This window comes from Corynebacterium sp. KPL1824 (genome assembly GCF_000478095.1).
Lineage (GTDB): Bacteria > Actinomycetota > Actinomycetes > Mycobacteriales > Mycobacteriaceae > Corynebacterium > Corynebacterium accolens.
This window is the reverse complement of the sequence record NZ_KI515750.1, coordinates 752,816-775,800: the sequence shown is the minus strand read 5'-3', so window position 1 is coordinate 775,800 and position 22,985 is coordinate 752,816. Positions and strand designations below refer to the sequence as shown.

General features: G+C 58.3%; 20 protein-coding genes, 2 tRNA genes and 1 pseudogene. 14 read left to right on the top strand and 9 right to left on the bottom strand.

From position 1 onward, the window contains the following. Positions 1–114: 114 nt before the first annotated feature. Entirely contained in the window at positions 115–1,272 is a 1,158-nt protein-coding gene (locus tag HMPREF1267_RS09885; RefSeq protein ID WP_034667214.1) for a cystathionine gamma-synthase, read from the top strand. Positions 1,273–1,293: 21 nt separating this feature from the next. On the opposite strand, the gene HMPREF1267_RS09880 is transcribed toward HMPREF1267_RS09885, so the two are convergent. Next, positions 1,294–3,165, bottom strand: a complete 1,872-nt coding sequence (locus HMPREF1267_RS09880; RefSeq protein ID WP_023029164.1) for an FAD/NAD(P)-binding protein — start codon at positions 3,163–3,165, stop codon at positions 1,294–1,296. 79 nt (positions 3,166–3,244) lie between these two features. Here HMPREF1267_RS09880 and HMPREF1267_RS09875 point away from each other — a divergent pair, with 79 nt between their 5' ends. Continuing rightward, the gene (locus HMPREF1267_RS09875; RefSeq protein ID WP_023017006.1) at positions 3,245–3,934 is read left to right on the top strand and encodes an SDR family oxidoreductase; all 690 of its coding nucleotides are present in this window, start codon (positions 3,245–3,247) and stop codon (positions 3,932–3,934) included. A gap of 4 nt (positions 3,935–3,938) precedes the next feature. On the opposite strand, the gene pepN is transcribed toward HMPREF1267_RS09875, so the two are convergent. Next, positions 3,939–6,455 carry an aminopeptidase N gene (gene pepN, locus HMPREF1267_RS09870; protein ID WP_023029163.1) on the bottom strand — a complete coding sequence of 839 codons (2,517 nt, stop codon included), beginning with the start codon at positions 6,453–6,455 and terminating at the stop codon, positions 3,939–3,941. A gap of 98 nt (positions 6,456–6,553) precedes the next feature. Here pepN and HMPREF1267_RS09865 point away from each other — a divergent pair, with 98 nt between their 5' ends. Continuing rightward, positions 6,554–7,177 (top strand): hypothetical protein, encoded by a 624-nt coding sequence (locus tag HMPREF1267_RS09865; protein WP_023029162.1) that lies wholly within the window; start codon positions 6,554–6,556, stop codon positions 7,175–7,177. Here HMPREF1267_RS09865 and HMPREF1267_RS09860 read toward each other — a convergent pair whose 3' ends face one another. After that, positions 7,178–7,579 (bottom strand): hypothetical protein, encoded by a 402-nt coding sequence (locus tag HMPREF1267_RS09860; RefSeq protein ID WP_023029161.1) that lies wholly within the window; start codon positions 7,577–7,579, stop codon positions 7,178–7,180. It abuts the gene before it with no gap. A 120-nt stretch (positions 7,580–7,699) separates the two neighbouring features. Here HMPREF1267_RS09860 and HMPREF1267_RS09855 point away from each other — a divergent pair, with 120 nt between their 5' ends. Then, entirely contained in the window at positions 7,700–8,179 is a 480-nt protein-coding gene (locus HMPREF1267_RS09855) for a ribose-5-phosphate isomerase (RefSeq protein WP_023029160.1), read from the top strand. An 87-nt stretch (positions 8,180–8,266) separates the two neighbouring features. Here the strand turns inward: HMPREF1267_RS09855 and HMPREF1267_RS09850 are convergent, their stop codons facing one another. Then, a complete protein-coding gene (locus tag HMPREF1267_RS09850; protein ID WP_023029159.1) occupies positions 8,267–9,100 on the bottom strand; it encodes an aldo/keto reductase in 834 nt (277 codons plus the stop codon). A gap of 134 nt (positions 9,101–9,234) precedes the next feature. After that, positions 9,235–9,306, bottom strand: a tRNA-Gly gene (locus HMPREF1267_RS09845). A gap of 121 nt (positions 9,307–9,427) precedes the next feature. On the opposite strand from HMPREF1267_RS09845, the gene HMPREF1267_RS09840 reads away from it, so the two are divergent. From HMPREF1267_RS09840 to HMPREF1267_RS09800, 9 genes are all read left to right on the top strand, one after another. Continuing rightward, complete coding sequence (locus HMPREF1267_RS09840; RefSeq protein WP_023029158.1) at positions 9,428–10,267, top strand: hypothetical protein; 840 nt, start codon at positions 9,428–9,430, stop codon at positions 10,265–10,267. Positions 10,268–10,401: 134 nt separating this feature from the next. Then, positions 10,402–10,475 (top strand) — tRNA-Pro (locus HMPREF1267_RS09835). Positions 10,476–10,569: 94 nt separating this feature from the next. Next, positions 10,570–11,925 carry a trigger factor gene (gene tig / locus HMPREF1267_RS09830; RefSeq protein ID WP_023029157.1) on the top strand — a complete coding sequence of 452 codons (1,356 nt, stop codon included), beginning with the start codon at positions 10,570–10,572 and terminating at the stop codon, positions 11,923–11,925. Positions 11,926–12,114: 189 nt separating this feature from the next. Then, positions 12,115–12,726 (top strand): ATP-dependent Clp protease proteolytic subunit, encoded by a 612-nt coding sequence (locus tag HMPREF1267_RS09825; protein ID WP_005277891.1) that lies wholly within the window; start codon positions 12,115–12,117, stop codon positions 12,724–12,726. Between the two features lie 19 nt (positions 12,727–12,745). Next, positions 12,746–13,369 (top strand): ATP-dependent Clp protease proteolytic subunit, encoded by a 624-nt coding sequence (locus HMPREF1267_RS09820; protein ID WP_005277894.1) that lies wholly within the window; start codon positions 12,746–12,748, stop codon positions 13,367–13,369. Positions 13,370–13,639: 270 nt separating this feature from the next. After that, complete coding sequence (locus HMPREF1267_RS09815) at positions 13,640–15,142, top strand: peptide MFS transporter (RefSeq protein WP_005277899.1); 1,503 nt, start codon at positions 13,640–13,642, stop codon at positions 15,140–15,142. A gap of 323 nt (positions 15,143–15,465) precedes the next feature. After that, positions 15,466–16,770 (top strand): inorganic phosphate transporter, encoded by a 1,305-nt coding sequence (locus tag HMPREF1267_RS09810; protein ID WP_005277901.1) that lies wholly within the window; start codon positions 15,466–15,468, stop codon positions 16,768–16,770. Positions 16,771–16,773: 3 nt separating this feature from the next. After that, a complete protein-coding gene (locus HMPREF1267_RS09805) occupies positions 16,774–17,064 on the top strand; it encodes a hypothetical protein (protein ID WP_005277904.1) in 291 nt (96 codons plus the stop codon). A 164-nt stretch (positions 17,065–17,228) separates the two neighbouring features. Next, positions 17,229–17,483 carry a hypothetical protein gene (locus tag HMPREF1267_RS09800; RefSeq protein ID WP_005277906.1) on the top strand — a complete coding sequence of 85 codons (255 nt, stop codon included), beginning with the start codon at positions 17,229–17,231 and terminating at the stop codon, positions 17,481–17,483. 102 nt (positions 17,484–17,585) lie between these two features. Here the strand turns inward: HMPREF1267_RS09800 and HMPREF1267_RS09795 are convergent, their stop codons facing one another. After that, entirely contained in the window at positions 17,586–18,566 is a 981-nt protein-coding gene (locus HMPREF1267_RS09795; protein WP_156906125.1) for an IS30 family transposase, read from the bottom strand. Positions 18,567–18,630: 64 nt separating this feature from the next. On the opposite strand from HMPREF1267_RS09795, the pseudogene HMPREF1267_RS09785 reads away from it, so the two are divergent. After that, positions 18,631–19,845, top strand: a pseudogene (locus HMPREF1267_RS09785) (IS3 family transposase). Between the two features lie 70 nt (positions 19,846–19,915). Here HMPREF1267_RS09785 and HMPREF1267_RS09780 read toward each other — a convergent pair. The 3 genes from HMPREF1267_RS09780 to fabG all read right to left on the bottom strand — a co-directional run bounded on the left by HMPREF1267_RS09780 (position 19,916) and on the right by fabG (position 22,776). Next, on the bottom strand, positions 19,916–21,259 hold the full coding sequence (locus tag HMPREF1267_RS09780) for an IS256 family transposase (RefSeq protein WP_023029153.1): 1,344 nt from the start codon (positions 21,257–21,259) through the stop codon (positions 19,916–19,918). Positions 21,260–21,290: 31 nt separating this feature from the next. Further along, the gene (locus tag HMPREF1267_RS12815; protein ID WP_232215137.1) at positions 21,291–21,914 is read right to left on the bottom strand and encodes a transposase; all 624 of its coding nucleotides are present in this window, start codon (positions 21,912–21,914) and stop codon (positions 21,291–21,293) included. A 97-nt stretch (positions 21,915–22,011) separates the two neighbouring features. Then, positions 22,012–22,776 (bottom strand): 3-oxoacyl-ACP reductase FabG, encoded by a 765-nt coding sequence (fabG, locus tag HMPREF1267_RS09775; RefSeq protein WP_023029151.1) that lies wholly within the window; start codon positions 22,774–22,776, stop codon positions 22,012–22,014. Between the last annotated feature and the right edge of the window lie 209 nt (positions 22,777–22,985).

Genomic DNA, 22,985 nt, shown 5'->3' with positions numbered 1-22,985 from the left:
AGGAGAATCCTGAAATCTCACTGACGGCGCCGAATCGGCAATGCGTGGAGAGGGCAGAATATAAATTGCCGAATGGCCGGTGTGGATGAACCGCTTAGTCTACGATTGGGAGGCATGACTGAACACAGCGCGCATAACTTGGCAAAAGGATTTTCATCCCGTTCCATTCACGCTGGATATCACCCGGATCCGCACATGGGATCCATCAACGTGCCGATCTACGCCTCGACTACGTTCGCCCAGGATGGCCTCGCGCAGCTGCGCGGCGGCTTTGAATACGGGCGCGTGGCCAACCCGACGGTTCGCTCGCTTGAAAAGACCTTGGCTGCATTGGAGGGCGCGGATTACTCCCGCGTCTTTGCCACCGGCATGGCAGCCGCCGATACGATGGTGCGCATCTTGGTGCGCCCCGGCGACCACGTCATCTTGGGCAATGACTCCTACGGCGGTTCCTACCGCCTGCTTAATGATTTCACGGAGTGGGGCGTGGAGATGTCCATCGTTAATACCTGCGATGTGGATGCCGTCGCCGCCGCGGTGAAGGACAATACCAAGCTCATCTGGCTGGAAACCCCGACCAACCCGGCGCTGAATATCACCGATATTGCGGCGGTGGCCAAGGTCAAGGGCAATGCGCAGGTGTTGGTGGATAATACCTTCGCCACGCCGTACCTGCAGAACCCGCTCGCGCTCGGCGCAGACCACGTCCTGCACTCCACCACGAAGTACTTAGGCGGGCATTCCGATGTCCTCGGTGGCGCCGTAGTTACCAATGACCCCGAGGTGGATGAGCAGCTGCTGTACTTCCAGGGCAACGTGGGCGCGGTCGCCTCTCCCTTCGATGCCTACCTGACTGCGCGTGGCATTAAGACCCTCGGCGTGCGCATGGATCGCCACTGCGCCAATGCGCAAAAGGTGGCGGAATTCTTACAGGCCCGCCCAGAGGTCAAACAGGTGCGCTACCCGGGATTGGCAGAGCACCCAGGTCACGAGCTGGCGGCACAGCAGATGCGTGGGTTCGGCGGCATGATGTCCGTGCGCTTCCACGACCCAGAGCACGCCAAGCAGGTTTGTTTGAATACGCGCCTTATTTGCCTGGCGGAATCGCTGGGCGGGGTGGAATCGCTCATCGAGCACCCGCAGAATATGACCCACGTATCGGCCGAAGGCTCCGAATTGGTGCCGCCGGAGGACATGGTGCGCATCTCCATCGGCATCGAGGACATCGATGACCTGCTGGCGGATCTACAGCAGGCGCTCGACGCCCTTTAAAACGCGCTCTAAAACGCGTACTTAGTGGCCGCCGGCAACCTTGAGCAGGGAGCCAGCGGTCTTATCGGTTTCCTGCAGCATGAGCGGATCCGTTCCCGGCATGGGGGAAATCGTTGTATCCGGCCACTGCGCATAGGTGGGAATGCCCACGATATGCAGGCGTTCATCCAGGCTGCCATCTGGGTGGACGGTGCGCCGCGTGGCACCATCGGTTTCGGGGGAACCGGTGTCCTGCCTGTGATCGGCAAACGGGCGCACCCGTCCACCCTCGATCAATCCGCGGGTGAGCGGGTCGCCGGCGACGCGGATATCGGGCTTGTGCATAAAGGCATCGACAAGCGTGGGCGCCGATGCCGAGCGCGGGCCAGAAGTCAGGGTGTAGTGGTCTGACTCGATCGCGAGGGTGGGGTGATCGCCGAGGAAGTGGACTAGGTGGGCATCGACAAGCGCGAGCAGCTGGCGCACGCGGAAAAGCGGAGGTCCCGAGCCCACCATCTGCCCAAAGGACATGAATTGCGCGTAGCGGCCTGTGCGGGACTCGCGGGTATAGCGGCCTTCTGCGCCGAGGATGGAGGCGGGCTTGCGCGACTGGGACAGCGACCACAGCGCGGCCTTCATGGGCGAATCGTGGCCGGCGGCCGCCTCCTGGATATCACCCGCCAGGGAATCCGCAATGTGGGAGGTGAGCGCCGAAATATCGCCGGTAAAACCAGCAACTTGGTACATCAGCTCGGTCATATCCCACGGCTGGGTGACCAGGGGAGCAAGGGCGGTGCCGAGATCATCCGGCGCGGTGGAATCGATGACCGCGAGGATCTCTTCGCGCGGGCGGAGCAGCGCCGCCGGATTCACCCGTTCCAGCGTGGTGATATACGCCTCGTAGCTATCGCGGGCGATGGCGGGCCAAACCTGGGTGTCAAAGTCGATGTCCTCAGTGCCCTGGAGCTTATCGATGACCTCATGCAACCGCCGCCGCGGCATCGTGGGCGGCAGCTCGTTGTACTCGGATTTGGGGTGAAAGGGATAACCGCGGCCGGAGGCGACGATGAAATGTGGTTCCTTCCCGCTCGCCTCGTAGCGCAGGCCGGAGCGGGTGGTGGCATCCTCGACGAACCTGCCGCCGCGCTCGATGGTGGTCAGCGCCATGATGTCATAAAAGCCCATGCCAAGTCCGCGTACCAGCACGTCTTCGCCGGCGGGAATGGCTTCATAGTCTTGTTCCACGGGGTTGCCCGGTGCGATCCACCGCAGACTGGATTCTGCCAAACGCTGCTCCTCATCATTAAAGCGCGGCGCCATCCAGCCATAGGCTAGGACCGTAGCATCGGCGCGCACCTGCGAGCCATCGTCCAGGTGCAGGATATCGGCCGCGCCGTCCGCGGTAATGGTCTCCACGCGGTGGTGATGGCTGACGGTGGAAATGCTTTCCGGCAAGCGCGCCAGCACCACGTCATAAACCCAGCGCAGGTACTCGCCGTATAAAGCGCGCGTGGGGTTGGACTCCGGGCGGGTTGCGGCCAACTCCGCGTGGTACTCGGTGGCAATATGCGGGGCCGGAGGGTGCTGGGCAAACAGCTCGCGCTTGGCAGGAGCTACCTTATCGCCCTCGCCGCGCAGCAGTTGGATCCACTCGTATTGCGTCGGCCCCTCGAGCACGGGGGCATCCACCGTTGCGCCGGGCTCGGTAAAAAGCGTGACAGCCCCCGCGCGCGTATTCATGCACAGGGTTTTGGTTTGGTCGGTGTCCCAGACGCGGCCGGCGCCGTGCTGGGCCTCATCGATGAGGTGAATGGTAACGGGGGAGCTGGAATCATCCATGCGGGCGGTGAGGCGTTCCAAGATGGAAATGCCGCGCGGGCCCATGCCGACGATCGCGAGTGCAGGAGTAGCCATAACCCCTATCGTTCCACATCGCGGAACGGGGACGGACGCCGCGCACCGCTAGCATCCATTTTCCCTATGATGGGGTGGCATGACTGATACCACGAATGTGCCAGAGAAAATCGCCGTCGTTACCGGTGCCACCGGTGGCATGGGGCGCGAGATCATCAAGGATCTCGCCCGCGACTACCACGTTTATGCGCTGGGCCGCAGCGCCGATGAGCTGCCAGAGGCCGCGAATATCACGCCGGTTGCCAGCGACTTGGTCGCCGGTTTGGACGAGGGCATGCAGCTGCCCGAGCTAGAGCGGGTCGATGTCCTCGTGCACGGCGCGGCGCGCGCCACGAAGTTTTCGGTGGAAGAGGCCACCCCGCACGATTGGCGCGCCCACATGGACCTCAACGTCCACGCGCCGGCGGAGGTCACCCGTGCGCTCTTGCCGCAGCTGCGCAAGGCAGAGGGCACCGTCGTCTTCATCAACTCTGGGGCGGGGCGCAAGAGCTACGGCGATAATGTGGTCTACGCTGCCACGAAGCACGCGCTGTATGCGCTTGCCGATGCCCTGCGTATCTCCGAGCCCGGTATCCGCGTCTCCACCGTGGCGCCAGGCCCCACCGATACCCCGATGCTGGAGGGCCTGCAGGACTACAACCCGAGCGAGGTTATTGCGCCCGTGGAGGTGGCGCGCGCCATCCGCACCGTCGTGGAGGCAGGGCCCACCACCCAGCTCACGGAGATCCAGGTGCGCCCGCGCATCGAGCTGAACCTCCGCAAGAAATAGTCACCTAGTTGGCGTCGAGCTCGCGGTTGCGCAGGGCGCGGGCCACGCGGTCGCGCTGCTCGGTAATCGCGCGGCGCAGGCCGCCTGCCAGATCCTTCTGCAGGAAGGCATCGGCGCGATCAAGGCCGTCCTGGGTGATGTCCCAGGACGGGAATAGCCCGGTAACGGTGGTCAGGCCCACCTCGGAGGACTGGGAATCCCAGATCTTTTCGGCCACCTCAAAGAATTCCGCGGTGGGCAAGAGATCATCGGAGTGCGGGTAGTTTAAGCCCTCCAGCTTGGAGGTGAGCTCGCGGTTGGTGAGATCCCCGGCGACGATCTCTTCCCATACCGCGCGCTTATTATCCGCGGTGGCAATCGCGGCGCGGGCGCGCAGGGAAGAGTAGTGGCCGGTAGCGGAATTATCGCGCTTGAGCTGGGCGGCGATGGCGGCCTCGGCATCGGCAAGCGCACCCGCGGCAGCAAGCGCTGCGACGGCGAACCAGCGCAGCCCGGCATCATCGGAATCCGCGAGGAGATCGTGCAGGTAGTCGCGGGCCGGCTGATGCAGCCGAATCCTAGACAGCGCCTGCGTGCAGATGATGGAACGCTGCGCATCGGTGCTCCGGGCGCCATCGACAAGCGCCTGCGCCAAAACCGTGCTGTCTTTCGCCCACGCCGGATCCGCGTAGTTTTTCAGCGCGGTAGACGCCTGCGAGACGATGCGCTCGAGGACTGCGAGCTCGGTTTCCGCCTTCATGCCGCGGGCCACCAAGCGGATGAAGTCGCGGGCGCGCATGGTGCCGGCGCGGGTCATCTCCCAGGCGGTGGACCAGCAGAGGGTGCGCGCCATAGGGTCATCGAATTTCTCGATATTATCCAGCAGGAATTGCAGGGATCCTGCATCCAAATCGATGAGGCAGTAGGTCAGATCGTCATCGTTGGGCAGGATGAAATCGATGTCATTGAGGTTGCGCCCGACCAACTCTGGGATCTCGGTGGCCTCGCCCTCCACGTCCATCTCGAGGCGCTCGGTGCGCACGACCTTGCCGTCCTGCGTACCATACAGGCCCACTGCAACGCGGTGGGTGCGCAGGGTATCGCCGCGCTGGGTAAGGTGCGCCTGGGTGATGGTGCCGTCATCGTCGGCCGCCGTTGCAACCGCCAGGGTATTAATACCAGTGGTCTTCAGCCATTGCTGTGCCCAGAAGGAGAGATCGCGCCCGGATGCCTCTTCGAGGTGGCGCAGCAGATCGTCGAAGGTGGCATTGCCCCACGCGTGGGCGGCGAAGTGGCGGCGCACGCCGGCGAGGAAGTTCTCGCGGCCAACGTAGGCCTGCAGCTGCTTGAGCACCGAGGCGCCCTTGGCGTAGGTGATGCCGTCGAAGTTTTGCTCTACGGTTTCGATATCGCTGGCATCGGTGGAAATGGGGTGGGTGGTAGGCAGCTGATCCTGCTGGTAGGCCCAGGACTTTTCCACGTTGGCGAAGGTGACCCAGGCGGTATCGTATTCGGTTTCTTCCGCTTGCGAAATGGCAGCGGACCAGGTGGCAAAGGACTCGTTGAGCCACAGGTCATTCCACCACTGCATGGTCACGAGGTCACCGAACCACATGTGGGCGAGCTCGTGGAGGACCGTATCGGCGCGGCGCTCGTACTTGTAGTGCGTGGCCTGCGAGGTAAAGACATATTCATCGCGGAGGGTCACGCAACCGGCGTTTTCCATCGCGCCGGCGTTGAACTCGGGGACGAAAATCTGGTCATACTTGCCAAAGGGGTAGGGGAAGCCGAAGTTGCGGTGGTAGAAGTCGAAGCCCTGCTTGGTCTCAGTAAAGAGGCGTTCGGCATCGAGGGAATCTGCCAGCGAAGCGCGGCAATAAATACCGAGTGGAACCTCGAGCTTTTGCGCCGGCTTGCCCTCGGGGTGCTCGGTCAGCTCGCCGTGCCAGGTATCGGTGACCTCGTGGTAGGGGCCGGCGCACAGGGCAACCAGGTAGGTCGACAGCGGATAGTCGATCTCAGAATGGGAGGTATCTCCCTCGCGGGTGACCGGGCCATTGGTGATAATGGTCCACTCCTCTGGGGCCTTAAAGTGCAGGGAGTAGGTGGCCTTCAGATCCGGCTGGTCGAAGCAGGCAAAGACGCGCTTGGCATCGGCAGTTTCAAACTGGGTGTAGAGGTAGACCTCGTTATCGGCGGGATCCACGAAGCGGTGCAGGCCCTCGCCGGTACGGGAGAAGGGGATTTCCGCGGTGACCTCGAGCGTGTAGTCCGCTACCTGCAGCTCGGAGAGGGGAATACCGTAGGTGGGGTCATAGGACTGCGTGGGCAGCGGGTTTCCGTTCAGGCGTACCTCGTGCAGCTTGTCCGCGCGCAGATCGATGAAGGTAGAACCGGCATCCTGGGTGCTAAAGCGCACCGTGGTGGTGGACAGGAAGTGGGTATCGGAATGCTTAAGGTCTAAAGCGACATCGTAGTGGTCAACCTTGAGCATCTGGGAGCGATTTTTTGCTTCCTCCCACGTGAGGTTTACAGAGGTCATTGCCTAGATTCTCCTTTGCTAACGAAAATAGTGATGCATCAAGGTTAGCAGCGCGTTTACAGTGGTGGGGCAAACTGCACTTATTTCAAGGAGGAATAATGACTACCCCAGTTAAGTTTTGGTTCGACGCTTCCTGCCCGTTTGCATGGGCAACGTCCCGCTGGATCAAAGAGGTAGAAAAGGTCCGCGATATTACGGTGGAATTCGAGCCGATGTCCCTGTCGGTGCTTAATGATGGCCGCGATCTCGATCCCGAATACATGGAAATGATGGAGGCCAACTGGGGTCCTGCCCGCGTATTTGCCAAGGTGAAGTCCGAGCAGCCAGAAAAGGTAGATGAGCTCTATACCGCCATGGGCACCCTGATTCACGCCAAGGGCAATGGCGGTAAGAAGGGCGATGGCGGCTATGACGAGATCATCGCCCAGGCATTAGAGCAGGTTGGCCTCCCCGCAGACTTTGCGGAGGTCGCCCACACTGAGGAATACGATGAGAAGCTGCGCGAGTACCACCACAACGGCATTTCTTCCGTGGGCGATGAGGTAGGCACCCCGGTTATTAAGCTGGGCGATACCGCCTTCTTCGGCCCGGTTATTACCCGCGTTCCCAAGGGTGAGGAAGCTGGTGAGCTTTTCGATGCCTCCGTGCGCCTAGCCCAGTTCCCTTACTTCTTCGAGCTCAAGCGCTCCCGCACGGAGATGCCGCAGGTAGAAGAGGACTAGTTATAAGCGCTGCTGGCCTTGCCTGCGGCGTACCGCGGCGGCTAGGCAGCACACCGCGATGACCGGCGTGAGTAAAAACGCCGGTACCCCGGCGATATTGATGATGGGCAGGGCCGTTTGCGCTTGAAATTCTGACCAAGCGGCGGCCACCCACGTCGCCCATGAGGCCGCAGTGAGCAGGGATAAAACCCCAATCACCGCGGCTAAACCGCCGAGGTGATTTTTCTTTATCGCCCTCTGGTTCAGCCACCACAGCCCCAGAACAAGGTGGGCGAGTGTGAAAAGTACGGAATGAATAAGCGGCACGAGGTAGTTCTTATCGGTTAAGAAAATATTTGCCGCAAATAACAGCACCGCGATAGCAAGGACGCTGCCGTAGAGGGCGAGGACGCGAGGGCTCATTTTTATCGCCTTTCGTTGCAGCACGTAATCTGCGCTTTAGCTTAACAGCGCCGGGTTATGAGCGAAATAGGTTGTGCAAAGTGGTGCCTAGAAGGTGAAGGTGCCGGTATTGTGGGGGTTATGCGCGTATATCTTGGAGCTGACCACGCAGGTTTTGAGACCAAAAACCTGATTTCTGAACACCTCACCAAACAAGGCCATGACGTTATCGACTGCGGCGCTCATACCTATGACGCCGAGGATGACTACCCCGCATTCTGCATCGAAGCGGCCCTATGTACCGTCAACGATCCAGGTTCCCTGGGAATCGTGCTGGGCGGATCCGGAAATGGCGAGCAGATTGCTGCCAATAAGGTCAAGGGCGCGCGCTGCGCGCTGGCATGGTCGCCGGAGACCGCGCGCCTGGCCCGCGAGCACAATAATGCGCAGCTCATCGGCATCGGCGGGCGCATGCACTCGCAAGAAGAGGCCCTAGAAATTGTGGATGCCTTCTTGGATCAAGAATGGTCCCGCGCCGACCGTCACCAGCGCCGCATCGATATCCTCGCAGAATACGAGCGCACCAATATCCCACCCGAGCTGCCCAAGGACCCGCGCTAAAGCCGCCAGGTTCCTTGAATAAACATAAATGAACGCCGCGGGCCTTTGGGCCACGCGGCGTTTTATATGGTGGTTACACCAAACGCATTAGGCGTCGTTCATATCATTGGGGTGATGTCCACCGCGGCCGTCTTCGCCTTCCTCCAAAGAGGTAATGGCGGCCATCTCTGCTTCCGTGAGCTCGAAGCCGAAGACATCGAAGTTTTCTGCAATGCGCGATGGCGTCGAGGACTTAGGGAAGAGGATGACCCCATTTTGCAGGTGCCAGCGGATGATGGCCTGGGCTGGGGAAACACCGTGCGCCTCGGCGGCTTCAGTAACCTCTGGTGCCTCCAAGATATCGCTCTTGCCCTGACCCAGCGGGCCCCAAGCCTCGATGGCGATGCCGTGCGCGCGGCCAGCGTCCAGTTCGCGCCACCGCTGCAGGTAAGGGTGCAGCTCCACCTGGTTAATCGCGGGGACGACGTCCGTGTGCACCTCCAGCTGATCTAAGTGCTCTGGCTCAAAGTTGGATACGCCAATGGACTTCGCCTTGCCCTCTTTGCGCAGTTCAATGAGCTGCTTCCAAGCCTCCACGTACGTGCCCTTGGCCGGGGTAGGCCAGTGAATGAGGTACAGGTCTACGTAGTCAAGGCCCAGCTTCTGCAGGGATTCATCCAGTGCGGCAGCGGCATCGGTGTGGCGGTCATTCCACAGCTTGGTGGTAATGAAAAGTTCCTCGCGCGGGATGCCGGAGTTGGCGATGGACTTGCCCACGCCCTCCTCATTGCCGTAAATGGCCGCGGTATCGATGTGGCGGTAGCCCACGCGCAGCGCTTCGGCTACGTATTCCTCGGTCTTTTCCGGGTCCATTTGGAAGACACCAAAGCCCAGCTGGGGGATTGTATTTCCATCGTTCAAAGTAATATTAGGTACGGTCATGGACACCAGATTACGCTTTTCTGGCCACCGCCCCAATGTGATGTATTTATAGCTGCGCTTGGCGGGAGATGGGCATCGGCAAGCAGGAGCCTAGCTGCAGATATGGAAAACCCACCATACGGTGGGTTAAAGCGAGGGAATGACGGGAATCGAACCCGCGTCTTCAGCTTGGAAGGCTGAGGTATTAGCCACTATACGACATTCCCACAGCGTTACCTTGAACGCTGTCGGCTACTTTAGCGCATGAGCGCCCCAAAACGAAAATAGGGAACACGCGCAGTGGGTAGGCCGTTAAAATAGGTAGGACCAATTCCAGTAAAGAAAGCGATGATTGTTGTGGAACTCCTACTTCTTGTAGTCGTACTCGGTGGCGGCGCGTGGTACCTATCCTCGCGCAGCTCAAAAAAGAGCCGGGAGGAGCGAGAGGCGCAGCAGTTAGCGGATGCCCAGGCGGATGCGCGTCGGTGGATTGAGCGCCTGGGCGGCCAGGTTATGCAGATTTCCGGTACGGATACCGCCTCGCAGCAGGCAATGGCGGACGCATCGGAGCGCTTTACCGCAGCCAACTCCGCTATTTCGCGGGCCACTACGGTCAAGCAGGCCAACTTGGCCCGTGAATCGGCGCTTGAGGGCATGCATTACGTCAATGCTGCCCGCGAGATTATGGATATGAATCCGGGGCCGGAATTGCCGCCGCTGGAAGGCCAGCGCGCCGCGGGCAAGGTTACCGAGAAGCGCACGGTGGATGCGAATGGCGAGCAGCTGACTGCGTCCCCCTACGCCTCCGAGGAAACCCCGAACTATTACCCCGGCGGAACCGTGGCTGGGCGCCCCGTTCCGGCCGGTTGGTACTCCCGCCCTTGGTGGGCGGATGCCCTGCAAACGGGCGTGTGGATGATGGGTTATTCCATGATGTTTAACGCCATGTTTGCCGGCATGTCCGGCGTGGGCTATTCCGCAGCCGCCGCAGAAAACGGCGACTGGGGCGGCGCCGAGGGCGGCGAAGGAATGGACGGAGCCGACGGCGGCGGAGATGCCGGGGACGCCGGCGATATGGGCGGCGATGCCGGAGGGGGAGACGCCGGTGACGGTGGCGGCTTCTTCGACGGATTATCTGATGGTGATGGCGGCGGATTCTTTGATGGCATGTTTGACTTTGATTTCTAAGCCAAGCCTCGGGAAATCGTCCCGTTGACCTGCGGATACCCTCTTAACAGGGGGTTGATTTAGGAGATTTAAAACCAACACGCTAAACTGTCTCAGGCATGCAACGCAGCCAAGGCAACTTGGTGGCCTACATACGGGGCGTGGCGCAGTTTGGTAGCGCACCTGCTTTGGGAGCAGGGGGTCGCAGGTTCAAATCCTGTCGCCCCGACGTATGGGGGTCTGAAAATGCCCTAATAAGGTTTTTCAGACCCCCTTTAATTTTTATGTACGTAGAAAAACAATGAAGCCAGGGAGATTCACTCGTGAAGACCACCGTAGACAAGCTGAGCGATACCCGCGTTAAGCTCACCGTCAACGTTCCGTTTGGGGAGCTAGACCAGGAAATCGATCAAGCTTACGCGGCAATCGCGCAGCAGGTTTCTATTCCAGGTTTCCGTAAGGGCAAGGCCCCGCGCCAGCTGATCGACGCTCGCTTCGGCCGCGGCCCGATTCTGGAGCAGGTCGTCAATGACATGCTGCCTTCCCGCTACGAGCAGGCCGTTCAGTCCGAGGACCTGAAGGTCATCGGCCAGCCGGACGTAGATATTTCCAAGATCGAGGACAAGGACTTCGTCGAGTTCACCGCCGAAGTTGACGTCCGCCCTGAGTTCGAGGTTCCGGACTTCTCCGAAATCTCCATCACCGTCCCAGCCATCAAGGCCGGCGAGGAAGACGTGGACAAGGCCCTCGAGGATCTTGCAGAACGCTTCGGTGAACTGAAGGACACCAAGCGCAAGATGAAGACCGGTGACTACGCCATCATCGACATCACCGCAGAGGTTGACGGTGAGAAGATCGAGGAGGCTTCCACCGAGGGCCTGTCTTACTCCATTGGTGATGACAACCTCATCAAGGGTCTGGACACCGCACTGCGCGGCATGAAGACCGGCGAGGATAACGAGTTCACCTCCACCATCCAGTCCGGCGAGCACAAGGACGAAGAGGCTACCTTCAAGGTCCACGTGCAGCAGACCAAGGAGCGCAAGCTGCCGGACATGGACGATGAGTTCGCCCAGATGGCCTCCGAGTACGACACCATCGAGGAGCTGCGCGAAGCCACCAAGACCGAGGTCGAGGAGTCCAAGAAGGCTGAGCAGGCCGGCCAGATCCGCGATGAGGTTCTGAAGGCTGCGCTTGCCGATGTCGACTTTGAGCTGCCCCAGTCCGTAGTCGACGAGCAGGCTCACGCCCAGCTGCACCAGATCCTGGGCCAGCTCGCACACGATGAGAAGGCACTGGCACAGCTGCTCGAGGCACAGGGCACCTCCCGCGAAGAGTTTGATCAGCAGACCCGCGAGCAGGCCGAAGAGTCCGTGCGCACGCAGATCTTCTTGGATGCCGTGGCAGAAAAGGAAGAGCCGGAAGTTTCCCAGCAGGAGCTCTCGGACCACATCCTGTTCACCGCGCAGTCCTACGGCATGGACCCGAACCAGTTCATCCAGCAGCTGCAGTCCAACGGCCAGATTGCCAACCTGTTCTCTGACGTACGCCGCGGCAAGGCACTGGCTGCCGCCATTTGCCGGACTACCGTTAAGGACGAAGAAGGCAACGACGTGGACGTTGAGCAGTACTTCGGTGAGGTAGAAGAAGACGAAAACGAAGCTACCGACGCGGAGTAAATCTTCTCCTTAAAGCCCAGCTTGGCTCCTCGCACCGGCGAGGAAGTCCGGCTGGGCTTTTCTCATCGCTGGGTAGAAAGCACCTACACAATGGGTGCAAACGCTGATAGCGAACAGACCCCACAATTATCGCCACATTAAGTAGTGTGGTGGCATTAGAGATTAACCGTCCTCAAGGAGACTTTTCGAATGTCTAAGAAATCTGACCAGCTTCAGATGACCACCCCAGCAGGCTCCGGCCTGAACTTGGGTGACAGCGTCTACGAGCGCCTGTTGCACGAGCGCATTATCTTTTTGGGCACCCAGGTAGACGATGAAATTGCCAATAAGCTGTGCGCACAGATCCTGTTGCTTTCCGCAGAGGATCCCACGCGCGATATTTCGCTCTACATCAACTCCCCGGGTGGCTCGGTGACCGCGGGTATGGCCATTTATGACACGATGAAGTACTCGCCGTGCGATATCTCCACCTACGGCATGGGCTTGGCCGCTTCCATGGGCCAGTTCCTGCTCTCCGGTGGCACGAAGGGCAAGCGCTATGCGCTGCCGCACGCTCGCATCATGATGCACCAGCCTTCCGCTGGTGTGGGCGGTACCGCTGCAGACATCGCCATCCAGGCGGAGCAGTTCGCCCAGACCAAGCGCGAGATGGCCGAGCTCATTGCAGAGCACACCGGCCAAACCTTCGAGCAGATCACCAAGGACTCTGACCGCGATCGCTGGATGACGGCGCAGCAAGCCAAGGAATACGGCATTGTTGACCACGTTATCGAGTCCGTGAACGGCCCACTGAGCAACTAGGGAATAAGGAGAAAACACTATGAACAAGTCGCAGATGCCAAGTTCCCGTTACGTACTGCCTTCCTTTATTGAGCAGTCCGCTCAGGGGACGAAGGAAACCAACCCGTACTCCAAGCTTTTTGAAGAGCGCATCATCTTCTTGGGCACCCAGGTTGATGACACCTCTGCCAATGACATCATGGCCCAGCTGCTGGTTCTTGAAAGCCAGGATCCGGACCGTGACATCACCATGTACATCAACTCGCCCGGTGGCTCCTTTACTGCCTTGATGGCAATTTATGACACCATGCGCTATGTGCGCCCCGATGTGCAGACCGTGTGCCTGGGCCAGGCGGCTTCTGCTGCCGCAGTGCTGTTGGCCGCTGGTGCTCCGGGCAAGCGCGCGGCGTTGCCGAACTCCCGCGTATTGATCCACCAGCCTGCAACCCAGGGCACCCAGGGCCAGGTCTCGGACTTGGAGATCCAGGCCGCAGAGATCGAGCGTATGCGCACCTTGATGGAAAATACCCTGGCGGAGCACACCGGCCGTACTGCCGAGCAAATCCGCATCGACACCGACCGCGATAAGATCCTCACCGCGGAAGACGCCGTGGAATACGGAATCATCGATACCGTCTTTGAGTACCGCAAACTCAATTCTTAATACGGTGCTGGTGGGCTAACTCCATCAGCTAACACCCTGCGAGGCCGCTTCGAGAGGAGCCCTCGCAGGGTTTTATTATGTGCATATGAGTGCGCTCGATATATGCCTATGAGGGGCGTAGCAGGGGAGTGGTAGTGCGCGAGCGGCTACCCCAAATGGGGTGAATCTTTCAGAGAAATATCTGCAGGTCGTTAGGCAGATTTTTCAGTGCGATGTTTCACGTATAATGCCCGATTTGTGAATTAGACCTCTGAGTGGTCGTATTATGCTATGACAAATAAGGATCCAGAGGCGGAGGAGCAGACCTCCGCACCCGCTGCTTCGAGCGGGGAGCGCACATTCTTCGGTCACCCGTGGGGGCTGGCTAACCTGTTCGGCGTGGAGATGTGGGAGCGATTCAGCTTCTACGGCATGCAGTCCATCGTGCTGCTGTACATGTACTACGCCACGACCGATGGTGGCCTCGGCCTCGACCGCGGCGATGCAACATCGATCGTCGGCGCGTACGGCGGCTTGGTCTACATGGCCTGCCTGTTGGCATCCTTGGTAGCAGACCGCATCCTCGGTGCGGAGCGCACCCTGTTCTACTCCGCGATCATGGTGATGGCCGGACACCTCGTCTTGGCTTTCATCCCCGCCGTAACCGGCCTGGCTATCGGCCTTATCCTCATCGCCGTTGGTTCCGGTGGCGTGAAGACCACCGCGTCGGTGGTGCTGGGCTCGCTGTATAGCCGCGACGATCCTCGCCGTGACGGCGGCTTCTCCATCTTCTACATGGGCGTTAATATCGGTGCCCTTTTTGGTCCGCTTCTTACCACCGCAATGTGGGGCTGGAAGGGCTTCCACTGGGGCTTCGGTATCGCTGCCGTCGGTATGGCCTTGGGCCTTATCCAGTACACCATCATGCGTAAGACCACCATTAAGGATGCCGGCCACGAAATCCCGAACCCGGCGGACTCCAAGCAGCGCATGATGGGTCTTGGTGCGATCGTCGTCGTCATCCTCGTCATGGTCATTGGCCTGGGTACTGGAATCATCAAGGTGGAGTGGCTGTCCAATATCGTTACCGCCGTTGCCCTTATCGCCGCCGTGTACTTCTGGATTCAGATGTACACCTCTGATTTGGTGACCCGGAAAGAAAAGAACCGCCTCTTGGGCTTTATCCCGATGTTCATCTCCGGTGTGCTGTTCTTCGGTATCTTCCAGCAGCAATTTACCGTGATGACCATTTACGCCGATGTGCGCTTGGACCGCCACATCTTCGGCCTCGAGATCCCGCCGTCACTGGTGCAGTCCATTAACCCGATTTTCATCGTTATCTTCTCCGCAATCTTCGCAGCGATGTGGACGAAGCTCGGTGACCGTCAGTGGTCCACTCCGGTGAAGTTCGGCGTGGCCAATATCATCATCGGTGTCTCGCTCTTCTTCTTCCTGCCGTTCTCCGGTTCGGGCGCAAACTCCACGCCAATGTATGTCATTATCTGGATCCTCTTCCTGTTCACCATGGGTGAGCTCATGCTGTCCCCGGTGGGCAACTCGCTGGCCACCAAGGTGGCTCCAGAGGCATTCCCATCGCGCATGATGGCCGTGTGGATGATGGCCGTGGCCATGGGTACCGCGCTTGCCGGCTCGCTGGCTAGCTTCTACAACCCAGAGGATGCGGCTGCGGAAAACACCTTCTTCATTTCCCTGGGTGTCGCTTCCATCGCGCTGGGCATCGTCCTGCTCGTGCTGAGCCGCTGGGTGGTCAAGAAGTTCGCTACCTTCCGTTAACACGGGAAGTAAACACCCTATATTTTGAGAGGTGCGTTGGCGTTAAGCCGGCGCACCTCTCTTAGTGTTTTATACCACGGTATTAAAGGCTGAAGATAGATTAGATTTTTGAAAAAATACTGGTAGAACGCGGATTTTCGGTATGGGGCTGGTGCCAAGCTGCGCGCGGAAGGTTAACACTAGGCAAAGTGCAGTTTACTTCTTAGAAACGCTATTGGCTCGCCTTATTATTGCGGGGTACGCTGCTCTTGGTGCGCGACGAATAACGGCGTCGCAAATGCACTTTCTCGTCATTTGTTGATTGCTTACAAGGGGCCAATGCTGTGACAGCGACTTTGATTATCTTGGGCATTGTGGTGGTTACCGCCCTAGCCTTCGACTTCACCAATGGTTTTCACGACACCGCCAATGCGATGGCAACCTCCATTGCCACCGGCGCGCTGAAGCCATTTACCGCGGTAGCGATTTCTGCCGCGCTCAACCTCGTCGGCGCATTCCTGTCCGTGAATGTCGCGGCAACGGTGGCTAAGGGCATCGTCAACCTCGATTCTTATGACCTGTCGGGCGCAGCCGCTGATTCCGATGGTCAGGCCCTTTTGATGGTGGTCTTTACCGGCCTTATCGGCGGTATTCTCTGGAACCTGTTCACTTGGTTGCTCGGACTGCCGTCCAGCTCTTCCCACGCCCTTTTCGGTGGCCTTATCGGCGCCGGTTTCGCAGCCATGGGCACTGGGGGAGTGGAGTGGACCTCCATCATGGCCAAGATCATCATTCCGGCTGTGGCCTCCCCGATTATCGCCGCCTTGGTATCTGCCTGCGCCACCTTCCTCGTGTATTGGGTAACCAACACCATTCCAAATAAGGAAAAGAACGAGCACTTCCGCCACGGCCAGATTGTGACCGCTTGCTTGGTATCGCTGGCGCACGGTGCCGGCGACGCTCAGAAGACCATGGGCGTTATCTTCCTCGCCCTCGTGGCCTCAGGCCATGCGGTTGCCGATGCCCGCATTCCCACCTGGGTCATTGTTGCCTGTGCGATTGCCATTGCGGCCGGTACGCTGTCTGGCGGCTGGCGCGTTATCCGCACCTTGGGCAAGGGGCTCGTGGAGATCGAATCCCCGCAAGGTATGGCAGCCGAGGCAACGTCTGCGGCCATCATCTTGACCTCCGCTACCGGCGGCATGGCGCTTTCTACGACTCACGTATCCACCGGTTCCATCCTTGGTACCGGTTTGGGCCGCCGCGGCGCGGAAGTTCGCTGGGGCGTGGCGATGCGCATGGTGGCTGCTTGGCTCATTACGCTGCCCTGTGCTGCTTTCGTTGGCTTCGCATCGTGGTGGCTGGCGCACGGCGTTTCCTCTGTCACGACGGTAGCTACCGGTGCCATCGTGGACTTCGTCCTGCTCCTGGCCATGACCGCGCTCATCGTTATCCGCTCCCGCATGAACCCGGTCGATGCCTCCAACGTCAATAATGACTGGGATGACAACGCTGAGTCCGTGGATTCCTCCTTGGAGCCACGCGTTGGCGCGAAAGAGTCCGTCGCAGCCGCAGGGGGTATGACCCCGGTAGCGGCCGTCGACGGGAGCACGAACCCCACCTCATCTACTCCGAACGAGGAGCGCTAGAACATGACTGCTGCAGAAATCTTCGAATCTATTCTTCGCGTCGCTGGATTGGCCCTCGTCTTCGGCGCCGGCATTCCCTTGCTCTTCGCCCTGGGCATGCGTTCCATGACGGGCGATCCCATTCGGGATGATAACGGCGTGGTGGTAGGAGATACTCCCGCGAGCCGGCAAATGAAGGTGCTGGGTTGGACCGTTTATGCCGTACTAGGTGCCATCATTGTGGTGGCAATCGCGTGGATTGCGCGCGATACCCTGAACCATTACTTCGGCTTCGCCCCGTTCGGCGACCTTTAAGAGTCACCCGCGGGCCGAGGGAACGAGCCCGTGACCATGTAATACGCCTCACAGCCACTTAAAGTTAACAAAAGGTTAACTTTAAGTGGCTTAGGGGTTGCTTAGTGGGTAAGTACCAAGTATATTCAACCCTATCAACAGTGCAACATTGAGAGGTGAGAGAGATGAACACGATGCGGACCTTCTTTGGTGGCATTAGCGATATGTTCAAGGACTCCACCACGGGTACGGGTTTGGATACGGTGTCGCAGACGCCGGTTTCTGCCCGCGTAGCGGAAAATCTCGTTGACGCGGGGCTGACCCCCGCGACGACCAAGGACGTCGCTGAGTCCTTCGCATTCGTTGCCGGCCACGCGCCAGATGAGTTGGAAATGCTCGATGTCGAGGCATTCTTGCTCGAATTCGGCTGGCTGCAATAAAAGCCGCACTAGATAACCCCGCCAGGCACCATCCTCGGTGTCGGCGGGGTTATCTGCGTTATAGGGCTGGGGGCGGATTCTAGTGGTCGTGGAAACACGATTTTAGATTTCGGTGGCATAGTTTAGCAGTTCGGCCATTTTTTCGGCTGGTTTGGCGAAGCCTAGGGTTGCGCGTGGTCTGTCGTTGAGTTGCATGGCAACGAACTCGAGGTCTTCTTTGGTGTGGACGGATAGGTCAGTGCCTTTGGGGAAATACTGGCGCAGAAGTCCGTTGGTGTTTTCGTTACTTCCTCGCTGCCAGGGTGATCCTGGATCACAGAAGTACACCGGACACTCGGTGGCAATGGTAAATGATTTATGGCCGGCCATTTCACTTCCTTGATCCCACGTCAGCGAACCACGCAGGTGTGCTGGTAGCTGTTGGATAGTCTCGACGAGCGCGTTGCGCACTTCTACAGCACCATGCCCGTTGGGCAGATGCAGCAGCATGACGTATCTGGTGCTGCGTTCTACAAGCGTGCCGATAGCTGATTTGTTTCCCTTGCCCAAAATGAGGTCGCCTTCCCAATGTCCTGGAACAGCGCGGTCGTTAACCGTTGCTGGTCGTTCGGAAATCATCACCATGGGGTCGCTAAATCTCTGGCGGGCAATACGCTGGTTGCGTGGCTTTCTCACAGCACGGCCTTGGCGCAGACATGCGGCGATTTCTTTCTTCAACTCGCCTTTAGCTTGGAAGAACAACGACATATAGATAGTTTCAGGACACACCCTCATAGTGTCATCGTCAGGGAAGTTTAGACGCAACCTTCGGGAAATCTGCACCGGTGAATATCGCTTCTTCAACATCGCCCACACCGCATCACGCAATGCTGCATGTGTGTCCAGTTTGCGTGGCTTAGGCCGGAATCTGCGCAGCACGGACTTCCGATGAGCTGCATGCGGCAGATACAACCCAAATTCGTCACGGTTGCGTGTCATTTCCTTGCTTATTGTTCCCGGTGAGCGACCCAAATGCCGGGCAATAGCACGCACGCCTAGGCCTTGACGGTTCAAGTCGGCGATAAGTTCACGTGAGCGTGTCAAGTTGTGAGGTTACCCTCGTTTAGTGGACACCCGATTAGTGCGGATCTTGTGTCCGTAGGAGAGGATGTTCATTGTGAGTTCGTCAAGGAAGAAGTACACCCCGGAGTACCGGCAGGAGGCCGCCAGACTGGTCATTGAGTCTGGGCGCCCAATCGCTCATGTGGCTAAGGAAATTGGCGTATCGGCCACGATTTTAGGCAGGTGGGTCAAACTTGAGCGGGAACGCCAAGGCTCGGTAGATGGCCGCAGTGATGCCGATATACGAGCCGAAAACGCTCGCTTGCGTCGTGAGTTAGCTGAGGCCAAGATGGATAATGAGTTCTTGTCAAAAGCCACCGCCTTCTTCGCTTTGAGGCAACGTGATCGGAAAAATTTGAGCTAATGCAGCCAGAGCAAGGCGAACTACAGCATAAAAAGAATGAGCAGGTTATTAGAGGTTTCTCGTTCTGGCTACTATAAATGGCACAAGGCTCAAGCAGTACGGCTTCGTGGTGAAAATCAGCGTCAGAGATTCCTCGACCAGTTAGACAGGAAAATTCATGACATCTGGGAAGATTCTGACGAAGTCTACGGTGCCCCACGGATTACTGCAGAACTCGCCGAGGGTGGGGTCTATGTGAATCGTAAAACCGTGGCCAAGCGCATGCGGATGATGGGGATTGAGGGCATCTCACCCAGGGCGTTTGTTCCCGTAACGACGATTCAATCCAAGCGGAGGTCCACGCTTCCAGACCTGGTGAAACGCCTATTTGATCAAGGGCAGCTTAATCGAGTGTGGATGTCGGATATTACCTATCTACGCACGAGTGAGGGCTGGCTGTACCTATGCGTTATCCGCGATGGACACTCCCGCCGAGTCCTAGGCTGGTCCATGGATAGTGTGCAGGATTCTTACCTAGTTGAACGTGCACTGCGCATGGCTTACACCCTGCGTGGTGAAGTACCCGACGGCGTGGTCTTCCACGCCGATCGTGGTACCCAGTTCACCAGCGAACAGCTGTGGCAGGTCTGTCAAGAACTAGGGATTGCACAATCGGTCGGCCGTACTGGTGTCTGCTTTGACAATGCGATGGCCGAGTCGTTCTGGTCGACATTGAAGACCGAATTTTACGATCGGAAGGAATGGCGAACCCGCAACGAAGCCCGGAAGGCGGTGGCTCGCTGGATTGAGATTGTCTACAACCGGCGCCGTCGCCACTCGTCCATCGGGATGGTAAGCCCCGTCGATTTCGAAGCCCAGCTCGCTGATCAAAATGGTAATAAGAAGGCCGCTGCTTAACCCCTAAGCAGCTTAACTACGTGTCCACGATTTGCGGGCAACCCCAAGTTGTTTGTGTGTGGGGTTAGGTTTATAGGTACTTGTCGAAGCGGTCGGGAAAGGCCACGGCCATTTGGTTGATGGCTTGTTTCCAGCCGGAAACTCGGGCTCCTTCCATGAGTCTGCTGGCTGTAGCTGAGGCCCGTTTACCTTGCTTCGCCCTCTTGGCAGCTCGTCTGTCTTCAATATTGCAGATCATCAACCACAGCGTTTTCAGCGCTGATTCATCGTTGGTGAACTGCACCCTGTTGCGGGTAGCTTTACGCAGTTCATTGTTGAATGATTCAATCGAATTCGTCGTATAGATTACCTTCCTGGCTGCTGGCGGGAACTGCAAAAATGGCACGAATCTATCCCATGCATCCTGCCAGACCTTGACTGAGTGGGGATACTTTTCTCCTAATTCAGAGGCTTCAAATTCGTCTAAAGCAGCCTGAGCTGTGGATTCGTCTGCAGCGGTGTAAATCTTTTTTAACGCGGCCGATACACCCCGGCGATCCCCGTAGGCTACCCATCGGTTAGCTGCGCGAATCAGGTGCACGATACAGGTTTGCACCATAGAGTTCGGCCAGGTTGCCTCTACTGCTTCTGGCAGGCCTTTAAGCCCGTCACAGCAGACGATAAAGACTTCCTTGACCCCACGGTTAGAAAGATTGGCACATACCTGCACCCAAAATGAAGCGCCTTCTTCTTTGGCTATCCACAACCCCAAAATGTGCTTAATACCGTCAAGATCCACACCAATTGCCATGTACGCGGACTTGTTGACTACTCGGCCACCGTCGCGGACTTTAATGCGCAGCGCATCGAGAAACACTACGGGGTAGAATTCGTCTAACTGGCGGTTTTGCCAGACCATGACCTCGTCGAGGACGGCGTCGGTGACTGCGGAGATCGTCTCATGGGAAATATCGACACGCATCGCAGTTGCCATATGGTGCTGGATATCCCTAATCGTCATCCCGCCGGCATACAAGCTGACGATCATGTCATCAACATCAGTCAATCTCCTTGAGCCTTTAGGGACCATAGCCGGCAAGAATGTTCCAGCCCGATCCCTAGGCACATCAACGGTCACTGGCCCGTAGTTAGAATCCACGGTCTTTGGATACGACCCGTTACGGTGATTGTCTGTCTCAGCAGCAGCTTTAGCACTCCTGTCGCCAGACTCGTAGCCAAGGTGGGCATCCATCTCAGCATTCAAACCCCTAGTGATCGAGGCTTGCAACATGCCCCGAACCAGGTCGTTGGCATCCGTGGTGGACGTGCCTAGGTCATCAATCAGTTTCGCGATATCAGGGTTAGCAAGAAGCTTCTTTTCAATCGCATCAATCTTGGCCTTATCAGCCGGATCTCGTCGTGCCACAGTAGTCATTCTGGCTTATCTCCTTATGCAGGTTGGGAACCTACACACAAACCATTAGACACTCTCGTTCACGTTCCTCGACGGATAAATATCGAGGACTAATGCGTTTGTCTATCGCGTGCTGTGGGATAACTTCGACGGGCACTGCTTGACGGCCGTCAACATAAGGCAAAACCTGCATAAGTCTTTTATAAAGCTCAGTGTCTGGCCCATCGGGAACAAACGGCACACGCCCGACACCATTGAGCTTGGTTACTCCTTTATCGATGTCCAAAGCCTCGCGCGGATTAATACCGACGGCTTTTGCTGCGTCTTTTCGGCTCATCGCACCAGAACGCAGCATCAAATACTCGCACCGACGCGACGTGGCACTAGCCCGACGGCCATGCGGATTGCGCTGCCATAAGCCAAGCTCAATACCAATGCGGTACACAACGCTGGTTCCTACATTAAGCCGCGTTGAAATATCTGACGGCTTCATACCCTGCTTCCATAGCGCTTCAATGCTTTCTGTAACCGAAGCAGAAGTCGACTTCTGAACGCGCACAGGAAGTTGATACTCACGAGCCAGCCGATACGCAACACTCAAGCTAAGCCCCAGTTCCAACGCCGCACTACGAACACTACGACCGCCTGAAACCAAGCAACACAGCTGCTCCACCACATCCGGCGAAGGATCCCAACGACTCGACACCACAAACACCACCAATCAAGGTCAGGTGTTTCCACGATCCTTAGAATCCGGGGGGCATCGGCAAGCGCTAGCGCGGCGGCAGGATGGCCTCCGGGGTTTCGGGCAGGAGCTGGCCGCCATCAATAATGAGCGTTTGGCCGGTGATATATCCGGCCTCGGTGGAGGCGAGGAAGGCCGCGGCATTGCCAATATCGCGGGGGCTGCCAAGCCGGTGCAGCGGGATGGAGCGCGTCATTTCATCGAGGTAGTCCTGGCCCTGCGCTTCGAGGCCTTCGGTGAGGATATTTCCGGGCAAAACGCCATTGATGGTGATGCCATCGCGGGCGATTTCTAGGGCAGCGGAGCGGATAAAGCCCTGTTGGGCCGCCTTGGAGGCGCCGTAATGTGCCCAGCCGGGAAAGCCGGTGTGCGAGCCAGTAATGGAGGTAGTGATGACGATGCGCCCGTAGCCGCGCTCCTTCATATACGGCAGGGCTTCTTGCACGACCTTGAACGTGCCGTGGGTATTGATGTCAAACATGGTCTCCCACTGTTTATCGGTCATCTCTTCCAGCGGGCAGTTGGGAAAGACCCCGGCATTGGAACAGACGATGTCGATTGCCCCGTGCGCGGCGTGGACCTTGGCAAACAGTTCTTTAATGGAGGCCCTATCGGTGACATCGACGGGGTAGGCGGTGGCACCGAGCTCTGCGGCGGTGGCTTCGGCCTTATCGGTATCAATATCGGCAATGACGACGCTGGCGCCGGCTTCGCGCAAGGAGGCAACGATGCCCTTGCCGATGCCCGCAGCCCCGCCCGTGACAATCGCGGTACGGTTGGTGAGGTCAAACATGAAATGGCTCCTTCGGCGGTGGTGGAGGAAGTAGAGGATCCAATCTCAAGTTTAGTGATGTGGGCGGATAAAGATCTGCGAATTTCGCCACGCGGAGGGAATGAATAGGAGCCGTGTCGGGTTGATTTACTAAGGTAGATTTTTGAACAACCAACCGCGGGGACGGAAGTGAGCGAGCCTTCCTACCCACCTTTAAAAGCGGTAAAAAA